General features: G+C 67.2%; 17 protein-coding genes. 13 read left to right on the top strand and 4 right to left on the bottom strand.

Features of this window, described 5'->3' with window-relative positions; genetic code table 11:
- Positions 1-60: 60 nt before the first annotated feature.
- The 4 genes from AB4112_RS10225 (at position 61) to AB4112_RS10210 (ending at position 3,692) form a co-directional block, all read left to right on the top strand.
- Positions 61-801, top strand: coding sequence for a FadR/GntR family transcriptional regulator (locus tag AB4112_RS10225; RefSeq protein ID WP_309799901.1), 741 nt, complete (start codon positions 61-63; stop codon positions 799-801).
- Between the two features lie 86 nt (positions 802-887).
- Positions 888-1,883: a mannonate dehydratase gene (locus AB4112_RS10220; RefSeq protein ID WP_309799903.1), complete on the top strand. Its 996-nt coding sequence runs from the start codon at positions 888-890 to the stop codon at positions 1,881-1,883.
- Positions 1,884-1,903: 20 nt separating this feature from the next.
- The gene (kdgD, locus tag AB4112_RS10215) at positions 1,904-2,824 is read left to right on the top strand and encodes a 5-dehydro-4-deoxyglucarate dehydratase (RefSeq protein ID WP_309799905.1); all 921 of its coding nucleotides are present in this window, start codon (positions 1,904-1,906) and stop codon (positions 2,822-2,824) included.
- Positions 2,825-2,987: 163 nt separating this feature from the next.
- A complete protein-coding gene (locus AB4112_RS10210) occupies positions 2,988-3,692 on the top strand; it encodes a GntR family transcriptional regulator (protein WP_309799909.1) in 705 nt (234 codons plus the stop codon).
- Positions 3,693-3,775: 83 nt separating this feature from the next.
- Here AB4112_RS10210 and AB4112_RS10205 read toward each other — a convergent pair whose 3' ends face one another.
- A complete protein-coding gene (locus AB4112_RS10205) occupies positions 3,776-4,822 on the bottom strand; it encodes a mannonate dehydratase (RefSeq protein WP_309799911.1) in 1,047 nt (348 codons plus the stop codon).
- A gap of 361 nt (positions 4,823-5,183) precedes the next feature.
- Here AB4112_RS10205 and AB4112_RS10200 point away from each other — a divergent pair, with 361 nt between their 5' ends.
- From AB4112_RS10200 to AB4112_RS10160, 9 genes are all read left to right on the top strand, one after another.
- Complete coding sequence (locus AB4112_RS10200) at positions 5,184-6,992, top strand: ABC transporter substrate-binding protein (RefSeq protein ID WP_441719185.1); 1,809 nt, start codon at positions 5,184-5,186, stop codon at positions 6,990-6,992.
- 72 nt (positions 6,993-7,064) lie between these two features.
- Positions 7,065-8,063 carry an ABC transporter permease gene (locus tag AB4112_RS10195; protein WP_309799914.1) on the top strand — a complete coding sequence of 333 codons (999 nt, stop codon included), beginning with the start codon at positions 7,065-7,067 and terminating at the stop codon, positions 8,061-8,063.
- Positions 8,064-8,075: 12 nt separating this feature from the next.
- Positions 8,076-8,984, top strand: coding sequence for an ABC transporter permease (locus AB4112_RS10190; protein WP_309799917.1), 909 nt, complete (start codon positions 8,076-8,078; stop codon positions 8,982-8,984).
- 47 nt (positions 8,985-9,031) lie between these two features.
- A complete protein-coding gene (locus AB4112_RS10185; RefSeq protein WP_309799920.1) occupies positions 9,032-10,018 on the top strand; it encodes an ABC transporter ATP-binding protein in 987 nt (328 codons plus the stop codon).
- Position 10,019: 1 nt separating this feature from the next.
- Positions 10,020-11,024, top strand: coding sequence for an ABC transporter ATP-binding protein (locus AB4112_RS10180; protein WP_309799923.1), 1,005 nt, complete (start codon positions 10,020-10,022; stop codon positions 11,022-11,024).
- A gap of 52 nt (positions 11,025-11,076) precedes the next feature.
- Positions 11,077-12,039 (top strand): mannonate dehydratase, encoded by a 963-nt coding sequence (locus AB4112_RS10175; protein WP_441719181.1) that lies wholly within the window; start codon positions 11,077-11,079, stop codon positions 12,037-12,039.
- Positions 12,040-12,054: 15 nt separating this feature from the next.
- Positions 12,055-12,900: an NAD-dependent epimerase/dehydratase family protein gene (locus AB4112_RS10170; protein ID WP_309799927.1), complete on the top strand. Its 846-nt coding sequence runs from the start codon at positions 12,055-12,057 to the stop codon at positions 12,898-12,900.
- Positions 12,901-12,909: 9 nt separating this feature from the next.
- Positions 12,910-14,121: a D-mannonate dehydratase ManD gene (manD, locus tag AB4112_RS10165; RefSeq protein ID WP_441719177.1), complete on the top strand. Its 1,212-nt coding sequence runs from the start codon at positions 12,910-12,912 to the stop codon at positions 14,119-14,121.
- Positions 14,122-14,126: 5 nt separating this feature from the next.
- The gene (locus AB4112_RS10160; RefSeq protein ID WP_441719174.1) at positions 14,127-15,278 is read left to right on the top strand and encodes a mandelate racemase/muconate lactonizing enzyme family protein; all 1,152 of its coding nucleotides are present in this window, start codon (positions 14,127-14,129) and stop codon (positions 15,276-15,278) included.
- A 61-nt stretch (positions 15,279-15,339) separates the two neighbouring features.
- Here the strand turns inward: AB4112_RS10160 and AB4112_RS10155 are convergent, their stop codons facing one another.
- The 3 genes from AB4112_RS10155 to AB4112_RS10145 form a co-directional block, all read right to left on the bottom strand.
- Positions 15,340-16,221, bottom strand: coding sequence for an aldo/keto reductase (locus tag AB4112_RS10155; protein WP_441719171.1), 882 nt, complete (start codon positions 16,219-16,221; stop codon positions 15,340-15,342).
- A 99-nt stretch (positions 16,222-16,320) separates the two neighbouring features.
- The gene (locus AB4112_RS10150; protein WP_309799935.1) at positions 16,321-17,817 is read right to left on the bottom strand and encodes an MFS transporter; all 1,497 of its coding nucleotides are present in this window, start codon (positions 17,815-17,817) and stop codon (positions 16,321-16,323) included.
- Entirely contained in the window at positions 17,814-19,025 is a 1,212-nt protein-coding gene (locus AB4112_RS10145) for an HlyD family secretion protein (protein WP_309799937.1), read from the bottom strand. The genes AB4112_RS10150 and AB4112_RS10145 overlap by 4 nt, the downstream gene beginning before the upstream one ends.
- Between the last annotated feature and the right edge of the window lie 29 nt (positions 19,026-19,054).

Genomic DNA, 19,054 nt, shown 5'->3' with positions numbered 1-19,054 from the left:
GTCAAATGTGTGACTGGCCAACGGATGGGCGGCACGCGCCCGGACAGCCCAGGAGGAGCGGTGCCGAACCCGATCGGACTCGAAGCCGCAACGCCGCGCCGCCGCGACAAGCTGGCGGTCGCGGTGGTCGAGGCCCTGCACCAGCGCATCGCCAATGGCGCGCTGCCGGTGGGCGCCAGGCTGCCGACCGAGCAGCGGCTGATCGAGGAGTTCAACGTCAGCCGCACCGTGGTGCGCGAGGCCATCGCCGAGCTGCGCGCCAAGGGGCTGGTCGAGCCGCGGCAGGGGATCGGGGTGTTCGTGACCCCGTCGGCCGAACCCGCGCCCGGCCTGCTGTCGGGCGACTTCACCCGGCTGTCGGAAGTGCTGGAACTGCTGGAGTTCCGGACCGGGGTGGAGGTCGAGGCGGCCGGTCTGGCGGCCTTGCGCCGGTCGTCGCGGCAGGAGGGCGAGATCCTGCTGGCGCATGAGCGGGTGATCGCCGCGGTCGACAGCGGCAGCAATGCGGTCGATGCCGATTTCGCGCTGCACCTGGCGATCGCCGCCGCCACCAACAACCACTTCTACAGCGACGTCCTGACCTATCTCGGCCAGCGCACCATCCCGCGCAGCCGGCTGGGCGATTCCGCCGAGGCGACCACCGCCTATCTGCGCAAGGTGATCGCCGAGCATGCCCGGATCATCGAGGCGATCGAGCGCCAGGACCCGGATGCCGCCCGCCTGGCGATGCGCCACCACCTGACCGAAAGCCAGCGCCGCTACCGCGGCCTGGGCGGGCTGCCAGCCGACTCCGCCTCCTGACCGGACGGGGCGCGTTCCGGCTTGTCATCAGTCGTATGATGTCATATTAGCCTACCAACGAAGCCGATCGCAGGGAGGGTGCGGGCATGTATCTCGGAACGCAGAACGGGGTTCGCGACGACGACGATCTCAGGGTCATGGCCCAGCTCGGCGTCCGCCACCTCAACGACAATCCGCCCGGCAACCCGCATGACTGGTCGCTGGACGTGCTGTTGCGCCATCGCGAGAAGCTCGAGAGCTTCGGCCTGGTGCTGGACATGGTGCAGCTGCCGCTCGGCTCGCGCCCGATCGAGCAGTCGCACAGCCCGGACATCCTGTCGGCCGGGCCGGACCGCGACCGCCAGATCGACTCGATCTGCCGCCTGATCGAGAACATCGCCCGGGCCGGCATCCCGGCCGCCAAGTACAACCTCAACATCATCGGCATCCCGCGCACGCCGGACGAGCCGGGGCGCGGCGGGTCGCTGAACGCCTCCTTCCGCTGGGACAAGGCCGACCACGACGCGCCGCCGACCCTGGTCGGCACCCTGTCCGAGGACGAGAACTGGGAGCGGATCGACTATTTCCTCGAGCGGGTGATCCCGGTCGCCGAGGCGAACAAGGTCCGGCTGGCCTGCCACCCGCACGACCCCTACACCCCGCCCGGCTATCGCGGCGTCACCCGGGTGCTGGGCACGGTCGAGGGGCTGAAGAAGTTCGTGCTGATGCGCGAGAGCCCCTATCACGGCCTCAACTTCTGCCAGGGCTCGGTCGGCGAGATGCTGGAAGACCCAAGGACCGAGATCGACGACGTGATCCGCTGGTTCGGCAGCCGCGGCAAGATCTTCAACGTCCATTTCCGCAACATTCGCGGCGGCAAGCTCTCCTTCATGGAGACGTTCCCGGATGAGGGCGACATGGACATGTGGCGGTCGATGAAGCTCTACGCCGAGCTCGGCTATCCCTACATGGTGATGCCGGACCATGTGCCGACCATCAGCGGCCGCGACCCCGAGGGCGTCGCCTTCGCCTTCTGCTACGGCTACCTCGCCGCCCAGCTCGAGGCGCTGAGCCAGCTCTATCCCGGGTCCGTGACCCGCTGATCCAATCCGACGAGGCTTCCATGGATCCTCTTCAGCTCAAGGGCGCCCTCTCTGCGGGCCTCCTGTCCTTCCCCGTGACCCATTTCGGGCCCGACCTGGAGTTCGACCGCACCGCCTATGAGGCGCATGTCGGCTGGCTCGGCGGGTTCGAGGCGGCGGTGCTGTTCGCCGCCGGCGGCACCGGCGAGTTCTTCTCGCTGACCCCGACGGAGGTGCCGGAGGTGGTGCGCGCCGCCAAGGCCGCCGCCGGCGCCACGCCGATCGTCTCCGGCTGCGGCTACGGCACCCGCATCGCGGTCGAGATCGCCCGGGGCGCCGAGGCGGCGGGGGCCGACGGCATCCTGCTGCTGCCGCCCTATCTGATGACGGCGGAACAGGCGGGGCTGTACGCCCATGTGAAGGCGGTGTGCGACGCGGTCGGCATCGGGGTCATCGTGTACAACCGTGACAATGCGGTGCTGTCGGCCGACACCATCGCCCGGCTGTGCGATGCCTGCCCGAACCTGGTCGGCTTCAAGGACGGCCACGGCCAGGTCGACCTGGTGCTGGAGATCACCCGCCGGATGGGCGGCCGCCTGGCCTATATCGGCGGCATGCCGACCCATGAGGTGTTCGCCGCGCCCTATTTCAGCGCCGGCGTGACGACCTATTCGTCGGCCGTGTTCAACTTCGTGCCGGAGCTGGCGCAGCGCTTCTACCGCGCCCTGCGCGATGGCGACACGGCCACGACCGACGCGCTGCTGCGCGACTTCTACTATCCGCTGCTGGCGATCCGGAACCGCGGCAAGGGCTATGCCGTATCGATCATCAAGGCCGGCCTGGCCGCGATCGGCCGCCCCGCCGGCCCGGTGCGCCCGCCGCTGACCGACCTGAAGCCGGAGGAGATGGCGCAGCTGCGCGACCTGCTAGCCCGGCATGTCGAGGCCGCTGTCCCAGCCTGAAGGCGGCGCCGTCTGGCCTGGGACCGGCTGCCGGCGTCGGGCGTGTTTCAGACTCGACATTTCGCGTCAACTCCGACAAGGATCGTACACGAAATCCGGAGGATCGCGTGTCGAGTCCCGAGGCTGGACATGCTGGGCCCTGCAATGTGGCCCGGCACGGTCCATGAGCGTCATTCCTGATCTGGACCAGCCGGCCTTCCAGGCGCCGGACCGCGAGGCTTCGGTCTATGAGGCGATCCGCGAGGACATCATCTCGGGCCTCATCCCGGCCAATGCCCGGCTGATCGTCGCCGATCTGGCCGAGCGGCACGGCACCTCGACCAACCCGGTGCGCGAGGCGCTGCAGCAGCTCCGCGGCGAGGGCTTCGTGGTGATGACGCCCAATCGCGGGGCGCGCGTGCGGCCGATCGACGAGGATTTCATCCGCGACATCTATGAAATCGAAGTCCTGATCGAGCCGGCGCTGACGCGCTGGTTCGTCGGCATCGCCACCGATGCCGACATCGCCGAGCTGGAGGCGCTCCACGCCGAGATGCTGCGGATCAATTATTCGGACCCGGTGCGTCACGGGCGGCTCGACACCCAGTTCCACCACACGATGTACGAACGCCACTACAACCGGCACGCGGTCGATCTGTGGTGGAAGCACCGCGAGATCCTGCGCGCGATCAGCCGGCGGCATCCGACCTCGCTCGGCCGCCAGGCCGCGGTGATGCGGGAGCACGGGGAGGTGCTAGACGCGATCAAGGCCCAGGACGCGGATGCGGCGGCGGCGGTTCTCGCCCGCCATGTCGAAGGATCCGGCCGCCACATCATCGAGCAGATGCGCGCGGCGCGGCGCAGCGGACAGAAGACCAAGGTGGAGTAACCACCGGACCAGCTTCGGGAGGTGATGCTGTGACTTGTGCGGGGAGAGGACGGCCTTCTCAGGTCAGGAAGGCCTCTCCGACGTCAGGCGGCCCGTTCGGCCATGCGCAGGAGCCCCTGCATGTAGCCGATCGCGTGGGCGCGACCCCGATGGTTCCAGTCGGTGTCGTCGTCCATATGCGGGACATGGTCGTCCAGCAGGAAGCCGGTGAAGCCGCTCTTGCGCAGCAGCGCCATGGCCTCGCCGGGATCGAAATTCCCTTCGCCGATGAAGCATTCGATGAAGTCCGGCACCGTGCCCTGCACGTCGCGGAAATGGACGTAGAAGATCCGCCCCTTCGGCCCGAAATACGTGATCATCTCCCGCACATTCGCCGCGCCGCCGGGCATCTCCGAGCAGCAGCCGAGACACAGGTCGAGGCCCCAGGAGGGGCTGTCGGCATAGCGGGCATGGGCGCGCTTGAAATCCGCCGGGTCCTTGAAGATGCGGGCGACGCCGCCCAGCATCGGCACCGGCGGGTCGTCGGGATGCAGCGCGATCTTCACCCCAGCCTCCTGGGCGGCGGGCAGAATCGCATCCATGAAATAGGTGTAGTTCGCCCACATCGCCTCGGCGGTGACGACGCCGTCCGCCGTGTCGAAGAGCGGCATCGAGTCCGGCCGGCCCAGCGTCGTCGGCATGAAGCGTCGCCACTCCGCCTTGGTGGTGCCCTCGACCTTGGCCATCTCGAACCGGGTGTTGCCGGCGCCGCCGCGGCCGGGGGCTTTCCGGTCGGTGCGCCAGACCGAATTCGGCATGAAATGCAGGCCCAGGATCGGCACGCCGGCGCGGCCGACAGCGCGCAGTGTCCGGCAGTAGTTCTCGATCTGCTCGTCGCGCCCGGGAAGGCCGAGCATCGCCTTGTTGTAGAAATGGGTCGGCACGTTCTCGATGGCCTCGAAGGTCAGGCCGGCCGCCTCGACCGTCTCGACCAGCCGGCGGATGTCCGTCTCCTCCCAATACGCGTCGCCCGGCAGCGTCGGATTGTTCATCTGGATGCCGGTGACGCCGATCTGGGCGGCGAAGCGCAGCTTCTCGTCCGTGAGTTCATGGAATTGGCCCACGGCGACGCGCATGGCGGGGGCTGGCATCGGTCTTCTCCATCTCATGAGCGTGATGGCAACAGAGGGGGCTGCCGAAAATAGCGATGTCAGAGGATCATTGACGGTTGAGCCTGCCGTGGAACTGACCTAGGCTATCGACAAAATATACAAGATGCGAATTGCTTGGCGATGGGCAATATCGCTGAAGGAGGAAGAACACAGGAAGCCAACGGGCATTGTGCTTTCGGACATGAGATTTGTCGGGATTCGATTGACGACTGTCGATCGGGCCATGAGGCCTTTTGACTTCGAGAGGGTAGGGGGCGTGCGTCGTCGCGCCGGAAGAGCTCCATAAGGTGCAAAGGCGACATTTGCACCATTCGACAATCACAGGGAGGAGGTCTGTCCTATGGTCAGTCTGAAACGCCTTGCCGGCCAAAGCCTCGCCGGCCTTGCGCTCGTCGCGGCGGCGATATTCGCGCCGGCCGCGTCGTTCGCGCAGAGCGCCGGCCTGCCGGCGGCGCAGGAAATCACGCCCAAGGGCGCGCTGCCGGACGTGCCCCGCAACCAGACGCTGATCCTCGGCTGGGGCGYCGCCGGCGGCACCTCGGTCGGCACCACCAACCCCTGGGTGCTGCCGGGCTACACCCATCAGGAAGGCAACAACCTGCTGTTCGAGCCGCTGATGTACTTCGCCATCTTCAAGGGCGAGTTCGTGCCGTGGCTGGCCGACAGCATGGAATACACCACGCCGGACTTCAAAACGCTGGAAATCAAGCTCAACAAGGACGCGAAGTGGAGCGACGGCAAGCCGGTCACATCGAAGGACGTGGTCTACACCTTCGAAGGGCAGATGAAGTATGACACGCTGCCCTACCACGCCCATTTCGAGCAGTTCGTCGACAGCGTCAGCGCCAAGGACGACCTGACCGTCGAGGTCAAGTTCAAGCAGCCGGCGCCGCGCTTCAAGTTCGAGGTGCTGACCGAGAAGTTCGACACCGGCCTGCCGATCGTGCCGGCGGAATGGGAAGCCGCCCAGCCGAACCCGACGGCGGCCGTCGGCCTCGATGCCATCCCGCATTCCGGGCCCTACAACGTGGTCGCCTGGAACGCCAACCAGAAGATCATGGATTTGCGCCCCGACTGGTGGGCGGTGAAGGCGGGGCGGATGGCCCAGCCGGCGGTCAAGCGCGTCGTCATCGTCAACGTGCTGAACCAGCCGATCGACACGGTGGCGCAGCGCCTGGTGAACAACGAGTTCGATTCCTCGGTCGACATGCGCGCCCAGGTGATCGGCAACATCGTCGAGCAGAACAAGGACATCCAGTCCTGGACGGGCACGGAATCGCCCTATGGCTATCTCGACTGGTGGCCGAACTCGCTGTGGATGAACACTCAGCTGGCGCCCTACAGCGATCCGCGGGTGCGCAAGGCGATCAGCCTGGCGATCGACCGCGACCGCATCAACGAGGTGCTCTATGACGGCGCCAAGATCGCGACGATCTATCCGTTCCCGCTGTATCCGAACCTGCAGAAATTCGCCGACTCCCCAGCCGTGAAGGCGGAGGAGGAGAAGTACCAGCCCGGCAAGTTCGACGTCGCGGAGAGCGAGAAGCTGATGACCGAGGCCGGCTTCAGCAAGAACGGCGACGGGCTGTGGGCGAAGGACGGCAAGACCCTCGACGCCACCATCCAGGCCTTCGAGACCATCCATGGCGACATCGCCCCGATCCTGGCGGAGATGCTGCGCCAGGCCGGCTTCGACGCGAATGTCAACTTCGGCACCGACGCGTTCCAGAACATGGTTGACGGCAAGGCCGGCCTCTATCTCTTCGGCCACGGCGCCAGCCTCTACGATCCGTTCGAGGCCCTGAACCTCTTCCACGGCAAGTACAGCAACGCGAACGGGTCGGCGGGGGGCGCGAACCGCTTCTCGCGCTACAAGAATGCCGAATTCGACAAGATCCTGGATGAGATCTCGCCGCTCGACTCCAGCGATCCGAAATTCCAGGAAGGCGCGGCGAAGGCGCTGGGCATCTACTGGCGCGACACGATCGACGTGCCGGTGATCCAGTGGCTGCACCGGATTCCCTACAACAACCACTACTGGAAGGGCTGGCCCAGCGCCACCAACCTCGCCGGCGGCACCAACGGCGCCTTCTGGGCCCATACCGGCCTGCTGGTGATCACGGCGCTGCAGCCGTCGGGCGCGCCGTAACCATTCGCTTGCGACAGGTGCGCGCCCCGGGGCGCGCACCTCCTGTCCGGCAACAGCACCAGGATCGCCCCAGTGACCGTCAAGCTCATCATCCGGCGTCTTCTGTTCCTCGTCCTGGTGGTCTGGGCGGCCTCGACCATCGTCTTCCTCATCCCGCGGCTGTCGAGCCGCAACGCGTTGCGCGAGCGGTTCGGCGAGTTGGCTCGCACCGGCGGCTTCTCGCCCCAGGATCTGGAGAAGATCATCGCCTCGATGCAGCAGCAGTTCGGCCTCGAACAGCCGCTGTACCAGCAATACTGGCACTATCTCGGCAACATCCTGCGGATGGATTTCGGCTATTCGCTGTACCGCTATCCCTCGACCGTGTCCGAGGTGATCGCGCAGTCGCTGCCCTGGACCATCGGTCTGCTGCTGGTCACCACCATCCTCAGCTTCATCATCGGCAACCTGCTCGGCGCCGTCGCCGCCTGGCCGCGGGCGCCGCGCTGGCTGCGGGCCTTCGCCGCGCCCTTCATCCTGCTGACCGGCGTGCCGCCGGTGATCATGGCCATCCTGCTGCTGTTCTTCATCGGCTTCCGGCTGAAATGGCTGCCGCTCGGCGGCGCCTATTCCGCCGGGGTGGTGCCGAACCTGTCCTTCGGCTTCGCCTTCGACATGCTGCAGCATCAGGTGCTGCCGGCGCTGGCCCTGATCCTGGGCTCGGTCGGCGGCTGGGTGCTGTCGATGCGCGGCATGGGCGTCACCATCCAGGGCGAGGACTACGTCAACTTCGCCGAGCACAAGGGCCTGACCGGCGGCCGCATCTTCCGCGATTATTATCTGCGCAACGCGATGCTGCCGCAGGTGACCGCGCTGGCCCTGGCGCCCGCCGCCATCGTCACCTCGGCGATCATCGTCGAGGGGCTGTTCGGCCTGCCGGGCATCGGCAGCGCGCTCAACCTCGCCATCCGCGCCAACGACTTCCCGACCATCTACGGCATCGTGGTGTTCATCACCATCGCCGTGGCGGTGCTGATGACCGTGGTCGAGTTCCTGTACCCGCTGCTCGACCCCCGCGTCCGCAATTCGTGAGGAGCGTGAGACATGACGATCGCCGCGCTCTCGCCCTCCGCCGAACCCGTCTTCCAGCGCCCCGGCCGCGTTGTCCTGGTGCTGCGCTACCTGCGCCGCAACAAGGGGCTGGCGCTGGGCGTGCTGATCCTGCTCGGCCTCATTGCCTTCACCATCGTCGGGCTGCTGACGATCAATCCGAAGGACGCCTATCCGCTGTCGGTGGCGGTGAAGAAGCCGCCGAGCCTGAAATATCCGTTCGGCACCGATTTCTTCGGCCGCGACCTGTTCTCCGCCATGGTCGTGGGCATGTGGCAGACGGCCCTGATCGGCTTCATCGCCGGCGGCCTGGGCACGCTGATCGGTGTCGTGCTCGGCTTCATCGCCGCCTATTTCCGGGGCTGGAGCGACGCCGTGATCCGCACGGTCTGCCAGATCCTGACGCCGATCCCGGTCCTGCTGATCCAGGTCGTCATCGCCGGGTCGCTCGACAAGCGCGACGTCACCATTCTGACCATGGCGCTGATCGTCGTGCTGCTGGCCTGGATGGGGCCGACGCTGGTGATCCGCTCCCAGGTGCTGACCATGAAGGAACGGCAGTTCGTCGCCGTGGCCAAGCTGTCTGGCGTCAGCGACCTCGGCATCATCTTCAAGGAGATCCTGCCCTGCCTGCTGCCCTTCATCGCGGCGGCGTTCGTGGCGCAGGTGTTCTCGGCCGTGTTCGCCGCCTTCTACCTCGCGGTGCTCGGGCTCGGGCCGCTGCGTGAGCCGCTCTTGGGCAACATCATCTGGGCGGCGCAGTCGCAGGGCGCCTTCTTCAACGGCTGGTGGTGGTGGCCGATCATCCCGTCGGTGGCGATGATCCTGATCCTCGGCTCGCTGGCCCTGATCAATATGGGCCTGGACGAGCTGGCCAATCCCCGCGTGCGCAGGACGGAGTGACGGCGATGGATACGACGCTCGCGCCGCCCCGGGACCGGAGGAAGGCCATGCCGGCCGCAACGACGGAAGCCGTTCCCGTCCTCGACGTCCGCAACCTCGAGGTCACCTACTACACCGATTCCGGCCGCGCCCGGGCGCTGGACGATGTCAGCTTCACCCTGCGTGCCGGCGAGAAGCTGGGCATGGTCGGCGAATCCGGCTCGGGCAAGAGCACGCTGGCGCTGGCCATGATGCGGATGATCAAGCCGCCGGGCCGGATCGAGGGTGGCGCGGTGATGGTCGGCGGCGCCGACCTGATGGCGTTGGACGCCGAGGGGATGCGCCAGGCGCGCCTGTCCCGCATCGCCTATATCCCGCAGGGGGCGATGAACTCGCTGAACCCGGTAACCCGGATCGGCGCCCAGATGGTCGACGCGGTGAAGTCGCATCTGCCGGGCGAAGCCCGCGGGGCGATCGAGGCGCGCTGCAAGCGGGCGCTGCAATCGGTCGATCTCGATGCCGGCGTCTACCGCATGTATGCGCATGAGCTGTCCGGTGGCATGAAGCAGCGTGTCTGCATCGCCATCGGCATCCTGCTCGACCCCCACGTCATCATCGCCGACGAGCCGACCAGCGCGCTCGACGTCGTCACCCAGCGCCAGGTGATGGAGACGATCGACAATGTCCAGAAGGCGATCAACGCGGCGGTGATCCTGATCGGCCACGACATGGGCCTGATGGCGCAGTTCGTCGACAAGGTCGCGGTGATGTATGCCGGGCGGCTGGTCGAGGTCAGCACGGTCCGCGAGATGTTCACGGACCCCAAGCACCCCTATTCCCAGGCGCTGATCGACAGCCTGCCCAGTCTGGAGAACAAGGGCGTGTTCCGCGGCATTCCCGGCCTGGCGCCGTCGCTGCTGCGGCTGCCCGGCGGCTGCGCCTTCCACCCGCGCTGCGACAAGGCCATGGCCGTGTGCAGCACGACCCGGCCCGAGCAGATCATCCTGGCCGGCGGCCGCGGCGTGACCTGCCACCTCTATGACGGGGACGCCTGAGATGGCCGATCTGCTGCGGCTCGAGAACGTCTCGAAGACCTACACACGCGGGCTGGTCCATGCCCACCTCACGACGGCGCTGCGCGACATCTCGCTGACGCTGAAGGAGGACGAGCCGACCATCCTGACCGTGGCCGGCGAAAGCGGCAGCGGCAAGACCACGCTGGCCATGCTGCTGCTCGGCTTCATCGCGCCGACGACCGGCCGCATCATCTATCGCGGCAAGGATGTCTCGACCCTGCGCGGCAAGGAGAAGATGGCCTATCGCCGCGAGGTGCAGGCGGTGTTCCAGGACCCGTTCGCCGTGTTCAACCCGTTCTACACGGTCGACCATCTGCTGACCGTACCGATCCGGAAGTTCCGCCTGGCGGCATCGAAGGCCGATGCGCGCGCTAAGATGGAGGAGGCGCTGACCGCCGTCGGGCTGCGGCCGGAGGACATCCTCGGGCGGTTCCCGCACCAGCTGTCCGGCGGCCAGCGCCAGCGCATCAACGTCGCCCGCGCTTTGCTGCTGAAGCCGCGGCTGCTGATCGCCGACGAACCGGTGTCGATGGTCGACGCGTCGCTGCGCGCCACCATCCTCGAAACCCTGCGCAACCTGCAGCGCGACCATGGCGTGTCGATCATCTACGTCACCCACGACCTCACCACCGCCTACCACATCGCCAAGTCGATCATCGTGCTCTACCGCGGCGCGGTGATGGAGGCGGGGGATGTCGACCAGGTGATCAAGGATCCGCAGCACCCCTACACCCAGCTGCTGGTGGATTCGATCCCCTGGCCCAATCTCGACCGCCGCTGGGGCGCCCAGCCGATCCAGGCGCGCGACGCCGCCATCGGCGCCGGCGGCTGCCGCTTCCGGTCCCGCTGCCCGCAGGCGATGGAGGCCTGCGCGGCGGAGCCGCCGCTGTTCCGGATCGGTGATCGCCAGACCGCCTCATGCTTCCTCTACGACCGGCAGCCGCAGGTCGCGCAGGAGCGGCTTTCGGAACTGCTGCCCGCCTGAACCTCAACCATCCGCCCTTCACCCGCCCAGCCTCTCCGGGATCCTCACGACCATGCTCGAGATCGCCGAATTCATCAGCCCCACGCCGACGCCCGTCTGGAAACTGGCAAAGCAGGCCGGGGTGGACCTCGCCGTGGGCGGCTTGCCGCCCGACGACCTGCTGCAGGGCGAGGCGCCGTGGGATCTCGCGCCGCTGCAGCGCCTGAAGCAGCGCTACGAGGACGCCGGCTTCACCTTGAAGGTGATTGAGGCCCGGCCGCCGCTGAACCTGGCGAAGCGCGGCCTGCCGGGGCGCGACGAGGAGATTGCGACGGTCTGCACCCTGCTGCAGAACATGGGCCGGCTCGGCATCCCGGTGTGGTGCTACGAGTGGATGACCGACTTCAATTGGGTGCGCACCAACCTGGCGACGCCGTCGCGCGGCGGGTCGGTGGTCACCAGCTTCAACCTCGCCGACGTGCCCGCGGACCTGACCAGCAACCCGCCGATCAACGAGGACGCGCTCTGGGTCAACCTCGAATACTTCCTGAAGAAGGTGCTGCCGGTCGCGGAGACGGCCGGGGTGAAGATCTCGATGCACCCGGATGACCCGCCGCTGTCGCCGATCCGCGGCGTTGGCCGGATCATGCGCAGCATCGACAACTACCGTCGCCTGGTCGAAACCGTGCCCAGCCCGATGAACACGATCACGCTGTGCCAGGGCAACTTCACGCTGATGACCGACGATTTGCCCGGCGCCATCCGCGGCTTCGGCAAGGCGATCTCTTTCGTCCATTTCCGCGACGTGCAGGGCACGCCGGAGGCGTTCCGCGAGACCTGGCACGACGCCGGCAAGACCGACATGCTGGCCTGCATGCGCGCCTATCGCGACATCGGCTTCGACGGCGTGCTGCGCCCCGACCATGTGCCGACGGTGGAGGGCGACAGCAACGATCATGCCGGCTACTCCGCCTTCGGGCGGCTCTACGCCATCGGCTACATCCGCGGGCTGCATCAGTCCGTCTACGGCTCCTGAGCGGGGGAGAGCAGGATGGACACCGCAAAGACCGTCAAGACCATCGCGCTGACCGGCGGCAGCGGCCGGATCGGCCGCGCCATCGCCGCGGCGGCACTGCGCCGCGGCCATCGCATCGTCAGCATCGACCGCGCCGCGCCGGCCGAGGCGCAGGAGAACACCCGCTTCGTCCAGGCCGATATCGGCGACTACGACGCGCTGGTCGACGCCTTCCGCGGCTGCGACGCCCTGATCCACATGGCGGCGATTCCCTCGCCGGGCAACCACCCCGACCACATCGTCCACAACAACAACGTCACCGGCAGCTACAACGCCCTGCGCGCTGCGATCGAGGTCGGCATCACCCGGATCGTGCAGGCGTCGAGCGTCAACGCCATCGGCCTGTCCTTCAGCCGCGAGGCGCATTTCGACTACCTGCCGATCGATGAGGCGCATCCGAACTACACCGAGGAGCCGTACTCGCTGTCGAAATGGATCTGCGAGCAGCAGGCCGACACCTTCGCCCGCCGCTACAGCGACCTCCGCATCGCCAGCATGCGCTTCCACCTGGTGGTGGAGGAGCGCGCCCAGGCCGGGGCCGTCTACGGCTTCGCCACCAAGGAGGCGTCGAAGCATCTCTGGGCCTACACGCTCTACGACGCGGCGTCGCGGGCCTGCCTGCTGGCGCTCGACGCGCCGTTCAAGGGGCACGAGGCGTTCTACATCGCCGCCCCGGACACGGTGATGGATGTGCCGAGCCTGGATCTCGCCGCCCGCTTCTTCCCGGATGTGCCGATCCGTGGCGACCTCAGCGGCTTCAGCAGCTTCTTCTCATCCGCCAAGGCCGAACGGATGCTCGGCTGGCGCCACGATCCCGACTGAGGTGCTTCCATGAAGATCAAGGACGTCAAAATCATCGTCTGCTCGCCCGGGCGGAACTTCGTCACCGTCAAGATCGTCACCGACGAAGGCCTGTACGGCATCGGCGACGGCACGGTGAACGGGCGCGAGCTCTCGGTCGTCAGCTATCTCCAGGACCATGTCGCGCCGCTGCTGATCGGGCGCGATCCCGCGCAGATCGAGGACATCTGGCAGTACCTCTACCGCGGCGCCTATTGGCGGCGCGGGCCGATCACCATGGCGGCGATCTCGGCCGTCGACATGGCGCTGTGGGACATCAAGGCCAAGGCGGCGAACATGCCGCTTTACCAGCTGCTCGGCGGCGCCTCGCGGCACAAGGTGATGATCTATTCGCATGCCCAGGGCATGTCGATCGAGGAGGCTGTCGACGCCGTCGGCAAGAAGCGCGACGAGGGCCATGTCGCGATCCGCTGCCAGGTCGGCATCCCGGGACTCCCGGCGGTCTACGGCACCGGCAAGGGGGCCAAGCAGGGCACGGGCGGCATGGTCGAGGCCCTGCCGCATGAGGAGGTGTGGTCGACCGCGAAATACATGGGCCACATCCCGAAGCTGTTCGCCCGGCTGCGGGACGTCTATGGCGACGACCTGCACCTGCTGCACGACACGCATCACCGCCTGACCCCGATCGAGGCAGCGCGGCTGGGCAAGGACCTGGAGCCGTTCCGCCTGTTCTGGCTGGAAGACCCGGTCCCAGCCGAGCTGCAGGAGGGCTATCGCCTGATCCGCCAGCACACCACGACGCCGATCGCGCTGGGCGAGGTGTTCAACACCATCTGGGATGCGCGGCTGCTGATGGAGGAGCAGCTGATCGACTACATCCGGGCGACGTCGGTCCATGCCGGTGGCGTGACCGGGCTTCGGCGCATCTTCGATTTCGCCTCGGTCTACCACATCCGCACCGCCTGCCACGGGCCGATGGATGTCTCGCCGGTGGCGATGGGCACGAACGCCCATATCGATCTCTGGGTGCCGAATTTCGGCATCCAGGAGTTCTCCGGCTACACCCCGCTGATGCATGAGGTCTTCCCCCATTCATGGGTGCAGGAGGGCGGCTACATCCATCCCGGCGAGGCGCCGGGCCATGGCGTCGACATCGACGAGGCGCTGGCGGCGAAGCACCCCTATCAGCGCGCCTACCTGCCGGTAAACCGGCTGGAGGACGGCACGCTGTGGCACTGGTGACCCCAATGAAGATCTCCACCATCCGCGCCTACCCGGTCTGGGTCGGCACGCGCAACCAGCTGATCGTCAAGGTCGAGACCGACCAAGGTCTGTCCGGATGGGGCGAAAGCGGCCTCTCCGGGCGGGAGAGGGCGGTGGTCGGCGCCATCGAGCACTACCGCGAATTCCTGATCGGCCGCGATCCGCTGCGGATCGGCGCGCTGTGGCAGGAGATGTATCGCAGCCAGTATTTCGAGGGCGGCCGCGTGCTGCAGGCGGCGATCTCGGCGATCGACATCGCGCTCTACGACATCCTCGGCAAGGCGCTCGGCGTGCCGGTCTACCAGCTGCTGGGCGGCAAGCAGCGGGATCGGATCCCAACCTTCGCCACCACCTCGGCCCCGCCGGGCGAGGCGATGATCGAGCAGGCGCGGGCGCTGATCGCCGCCGGCTGGACCGCGATGCGCCTGTCGCCCTCCGGCCATGGCGGCAGCGCGGTCTATGAGCCGCGCGAGCATATCGCCACAACGGCGAAGTGGTGCGTCAGGGCCCGCGAGGCGCTGGGCGGCGACGTCGTACTCGGCATCGACCTGCATCACCGCCTGTCGGTGGCGGAGGCGGCGAGCTTCTGCCAGAAGATGCCCTCCGGCACGCTCGACTTCCTGGAGGAACCGATCCGCGACGAGACGCCGGAGGCCTATGAGGCGCTGCGGCGCATGGTCGACGTGCCCTTCGCCATCGGCGAGGAGTTCGCCTCGAAATGGCAGTTCCTGCCTTACATCGAGCGCAACATCCATCAGTTCAACCGGATCGACATCTGCAATGTCGGCGGCTTCACCGAGGCGATGAAGGTCGCGGGCTGGAGCGAGGCGCATTACGTCGACATGATGCCGCACAACCCGCTGGGCCCGATCTGCACCGCGGCGACGGTGCATTTCGCCGCGGCGGTCCCGAACTTCTCCTGGCTCGAGACCCGCACCTCGACGGCCGAGCAGCTCGGCTTCGACAATTCCGAATTCTTCCCGGTCCAGCCACGGATCGAGAATGCCCATTATCCGGTGACGGACGCGCCCGGCCTCGGCGTCGAGGTGAATGAGGCGCTGATCCAGCAGCAGAGCTTCAAGTTCTGGGAAGCGCCGCATCTCAAGCGCAACGACGGATCGGTGACGAACTGGTAGGGCGGCCCTCGTGATCGTCAAACGAGATTGGGCTTGGCCGCCCTAAGCCGTTGCATTCAGGTCAGCGGACCCGGGGAATGAAGCCGGGCACGCCGGTCGTCACCACGCTGTTGAACCGGATGTTGGTGGTGATGCCGTCCCGGATCTGCTGCATCGCGTCCTCCGGCAGGGTCGAGATGTCGAAGTTGCCCCGGATGCGCTCAGGCTTGGTCGAGGTGGTCAGGAAGGCGGTGCCGCGCTGCGCGGCCCAGGCCAGCGCCACCTGGGCCGGCGTCTTGCCAACCCGCTGGGCGATGGCCGTGATCACCGGGTCCTCCAGCAGGTTCGGGTCCATGCCGTGGCCCAGCGGGGCGAAGGCCAGCAGCACGATCCCATGCTCGCGGCAGAAGTCGAGCAACTCCCATTCCGGGAGATAGGGGTGGGATTCGACCTGCACCGCGGAGGGCTTGATCCGCGCCCCCGCCACGATCTCGCGCAGCTTTTCCAGGGTGATGTCGGACAGGCCGATCGACTTGGCATGGCCCTCATCCACCAGGCGTTCGAGCGCCTGCCATGTCTCGCCCAGCGTCACCCCGGAATCGTAGACGACCTTGCCGTCCGCATCCCTCGGGTCCTGCTCGTCGCCGGGGCGGAAGGCGAAGGGGGTGTGGATGATGTAGCAGTCGACGGTGTCGACCTTCAGCCGCCGCCGGCTGGCGTCGAAGGCGGGCTTGACTCGCTCGGGGCGATGATTGGTGTTCCACAGCTTGGTGGTGACGAAGACATCCTCGCGCCGGACCGTCCCCGCCTGGAAGGCGGCCTGGAAAGCGTCGCCGATCGCCTCTTCGTTGCGGTAGCGTTCGGCGCAATCGAAATGGCGGAACCCCACCTCCAGCGCGGCGGTCACCGCCTGCCGGGTCGCGACCGGATCGGGGATCAGCGTGCCGAACCCGGCGGCGGGCATCGCCCCGGTCCCGTGGTTGAGGGGGATCCGTTTGTCGCGAAGCGCATCGGGGATTGCCATCTTCGTACGCCTTTGTCCTGGGTTGGCGATGGAGCGGGGTCAGCGGGCCGGGCGCGGTTTGCGGAGAAACAGCACAAGGGGACTCACGATCAGCATCGCGATCATCATGACCTCGAACTGGCCGATGATCCCGACGAAAGCCGCCTGGCCGGTGATTATGTGGTTAAGCGAGACAAGTCCCGGCCCGGCGATCGACCCGGTGACATGGGCGGCGGCGCGAGTGGGTATGAGCTGCTTCGCCAGCGCCAGATGCATGGCCTGGGTGTTCTGGTGGAAGAAGGTCTGGACCAGGGCGATGCCGATCGTGCTGCCATAGAGGCGCGACAGGTTGAACAGCACGGTGCCTTCCGGGCGCAGCGCCGGGTCGAGCGTGCTGAACGCCGCCTTGGTCAGCGCCGGCATCAGGATGCCCAGGCCGGCGCCCTGGATCACGCCGGCGACGATAACGGGCCGCCAGTCCATCAGGGGGGAATAGCCGAGCATCCGTCCGTTGGCGTAGATGATCAGGGCCATCCCGCCGGCCACGAGCCACCGGTTGTCGATGCGCGACGGGGCGCGCACCGTCAGGATCAGCGCCACCACCAGCGCGATGCTACGGGGAACCGCCATCATGCCGGTGGTGTCGGCGGGATAGCCGAGCAGTTCGTCCAGCATCGGCGACGTCAGGGCCATGGTCGGCAGCAGGACGAAGCCGAAGGCGAAGAACAGGATCGCGGACAGGATGAAGTTGCGGTCCCGGAACAGCGCCTTGCTGAGGAAATGGACCTTCGCGGTCAGGATGTGCACGAGATAGAGGCCGAAGCCGAGCACCGCGGCCGCAGCCTCCACCCAGCTCTCGGCCGAATTGAACCAGTCCACCCGTTCGCCGCGGTCGAGCAGCGCCTGCAGCCCGATCAGGCCGAGCGCCAGCGTTGCCAGGCCGAAGGCGTCGAAGGGCGGCGGCTGCTCGGCCTTCTTCTCCGGCAGCGACAGCGCCATCGCCAGGAGGATGAACCCCGCCATCGGCAGGCTGAGGGTGAAGATCGACCCCCAGCCGAAATATTCGCACAGCCAGCCGCCGATGCTGGGGCCGCTGACGATGCCCAGCACCAGGGTGATGGTCCACATCAGGCTGATGCGGGCATGACGCTGCGCCGGCAGGATGTCGAGCAGGATCGCCAGCGACAGTGGGGCGAGGGGGCCGCTTGCGGCACCCTGGACGATGCGGGCGGCCATGAACTGCATCGTGGTCGTCGCCAGCGTGGCGAGCACGAGGCCGAGGGCGAAGACGGCGATCGAGAGCTGATAGACCGCCTTGCGGCCATAGCGGCCCGCGAGCCAGCGCGTCATCGGCATGGTGATGATGCTGGCCGCGATGTACCAGGAGAACACCCAACCGGCCTCGTCATCGGCCATCGACATCGTGCCCTGGATGTGGAGCAGGGCGGCATTGGGCAGCGAGATGTTGACCGCCTGCATATAGGTCGCCAGCAGCGCCGCGATGGTGATGGCGCGATGGCCGTCGGCCGCAGGGTTCGATGCGGATATGGCGCTCATTCGGCCGCCTCCGCCGCGAACGCGGCCAGCAGCGCGTGGCGCCAGTTGCTGCGATGGCCGGTGTCGACCCGCACGGTGGCGCTGATGCCGGAGAACAGCGGCCGGCCCGGATCAACCTCATCGAGTTCGAGGCGCACAGGCAGGCGCTGGACCACCTTGACCCAATTGCCGGTCGCGTTCTCGGGCGGCAGCACCGAGAAATCCGATCCGGTGCCCGGGCTCATGCTGACGATATGCGCCTTGAAGCTGCGGTCCGGATAGGCGTCGACATCGATCGATGCTTCCTGGCCCGGGCGCATGTGGGTCAGGCCGGTCTCGCGGAAATTCGCCTCGACCCAGATCTGTCGGCTCGACAGCAGCGAGAACACGTCGGCGCCGGGATTGACGAAGTCACCGACCTGGAGGTCGTCGACCCGGGTCACGATGCCGTCATCGGGTGCCGTCACCGCGGCATAGGAGAGGTCGAGCCGGGCCCGGTCGAGCTGGGCCTGGGCGGCGCGGACCGAGGGATGGCGATCGATCTCGATATCCGGATCGCCGTTCAGCGCGGCCACGGTGTTGGCGACCTGCTGTTCGATCGCCGCGATGTGCTGGCGGGCGATCTTGAGGTCCGTGTCCGCCCGCTCATAGGCCGCGCGCGGCGTCCAGTCGGAGGCGACGAGCGCCTTCTTGCGGCCGAACTCGCGCTCGGCGAAGTCGGCGGAATCCTTGGCCGACTGCAGGTCGGCCAGTTGCTGGCGGTAGGTGGCCTTCAGCGCGTCGATCTGCAGGCGCGCGCTGCCCAGCTGTGCCTCGGCCTGGTCAACCGCGATCTGGTACGGCGCCGGGTCGATCCGGAACAGCAGCTGGCCGCGCTGGACCTGCTGATTGTCGGTCACCGCGACTTCGACCACCTGGCCGGAGACCCGGGCGTTGATCGACTCCTTCGCCGCACGGACGAAGGCGTTGTCCGTCGAGACATAAGGCTCTTCGGCCAGGTAATAGGCCGCGCCGGCGCCTGCCAGGATCAGCGGGAAGGCGATCAGCAGCGGGCGGCGCAGGCGTTCGCGCAACGCCCGCTTCGGCGCCACGGCGCGGCGGCCGGATCGGGAGCGATCGAACACCCGGCTCAACTCGGCGTCGACCTCGGCGAGCTGCACCGGATGGCTTTCGCCGATCGCGATGCCTGATGTCACCGAGTTGCTGGGGGATGCGAGGTTGGGCTGCATGACGGGCCTCATGGCCATTGAATATTGTA

This window comes from Inquilinus sp. 2KB_23, assembly GCF_052115705.1.
In the GTDB taxonomy this organism is placed as follows: Bacteria; Pseudomonadota; Alphaproteobacteria; order DSM-16000; family Inquilinaceae; genus Inquilinus; species Inquilinus ginsengisoli_A.
The sequence above is the reverse complement of the archived record's forward strand: the minus strand, read 5'-3'. Positions and strand labels throughout refer to the sequence as shown.

What these genes read in the sequence shown, in the direction of transcription:
- AB4112_RS10220 (WP_309799903.1), top strand. Translation starts at nt 888, where the DNA reads ATGTATCTCGGAACGCAGAACGGGGTTCGCGACGACGACGATCTCAGG.
- kdgD (WP_309799905.1), top strand. Translation starts at nt 1,904, where the DNA reads ATGGATCCTCTTCAGCTCAAGGGCGCCCTCTCTGCGGGCCTCCTGTCC.
- AB4112_RS10210 (WP_309799909.1), top strand. Translation starts at nt 2,988, where the DNA reads ATGAGCGTCATTCCTGATCTGGACCAGCCGGCCTTCCAGGCGCCGGAC.
- AB4112_RS10205 (WP_309799911.1), bottom strand. Translation starts at nt 4,822, where the DNA reads ATGCCAGCCCCCGCCATGCGCGTCGCCGTGGGCCAATTCCATGAACTC.
- AB4112_RS10190 (WP_309799917.1), top strand. Translation starts at nt 8,076, where the DNA reads ATGACGATCGCCGCGCTCTCGCCCTCCGCCGAACCCGTCTTCCAGCGC.
- AB4112_RS10185 (WP_309799920.1), top strand. Translation starts at nt 9,032, where the DNA reads ATGCCGGCCGCAACGACGGAAGCCGTTCCCGTCCTCGACGTCCGCAAC.
- AB4112_RS10180 (WP_309799923.1), top strand. Translation starts at nt 10,020, where the DNA reads ATGGCCGATCTGCTGCGGCTCGAGAACGTCTCGAAGACCTACACACGC.
- AB4112_RS10175 (WP_441719181.1), top strand. Translation starts at nt 11,077, where the DNA reads ATGCTCGAGATCGCCGAATTCATCAGCCCCACGCCGACGCCCGTCTGG.
- AB4112_RS10170 (WP_309799927.1), top strand. Translation starts at nt 12,055, where the DNA reads ATGGACACCGCAAAGACCGTCAAGACCATCGCGCTGACCGGCGGCAGC.
- manD (WP_441719177.1), top strand. Translation starts at nt 12,910, where the DNA reads ATGAAGATCAAGGACGTCAAAATCATCGTCTGCTCGCCCGGGCGGAAC.
- AB4112_RS10160 (WP_441719174.1), top strand. Translation starts at nt 14,127, where the DNA reads ATGAAGATCTCCACCATCCGCGCCTACCCGGTCTGGGTCGGCACGCGC.
- AB4112_RS10155 (WP_441719171.1), bottom strand. Translation starts at nt 16,221, where the DNA reads ATGCCCGCCGCCGGGTTCGGCACGCTGATCCCCGATCCGGTCGCGACC.
- AB4112_RS10150 (WP_309799935.1), bottom strand. Translation starts at nt 17,817, where the DNA reads ATGAGCGCCATATCCGCATCGAACCCTGCGGCCGACGGCCATCGCGCC.
- AB4112_RS10145 (WP_309799937.1), bottom strand. Translation starts at nt 19,025, where the DNA reads ATGCAGCCCAACCTCGCATCCCCCAGCAACTCGGTGACATCAGGCATC.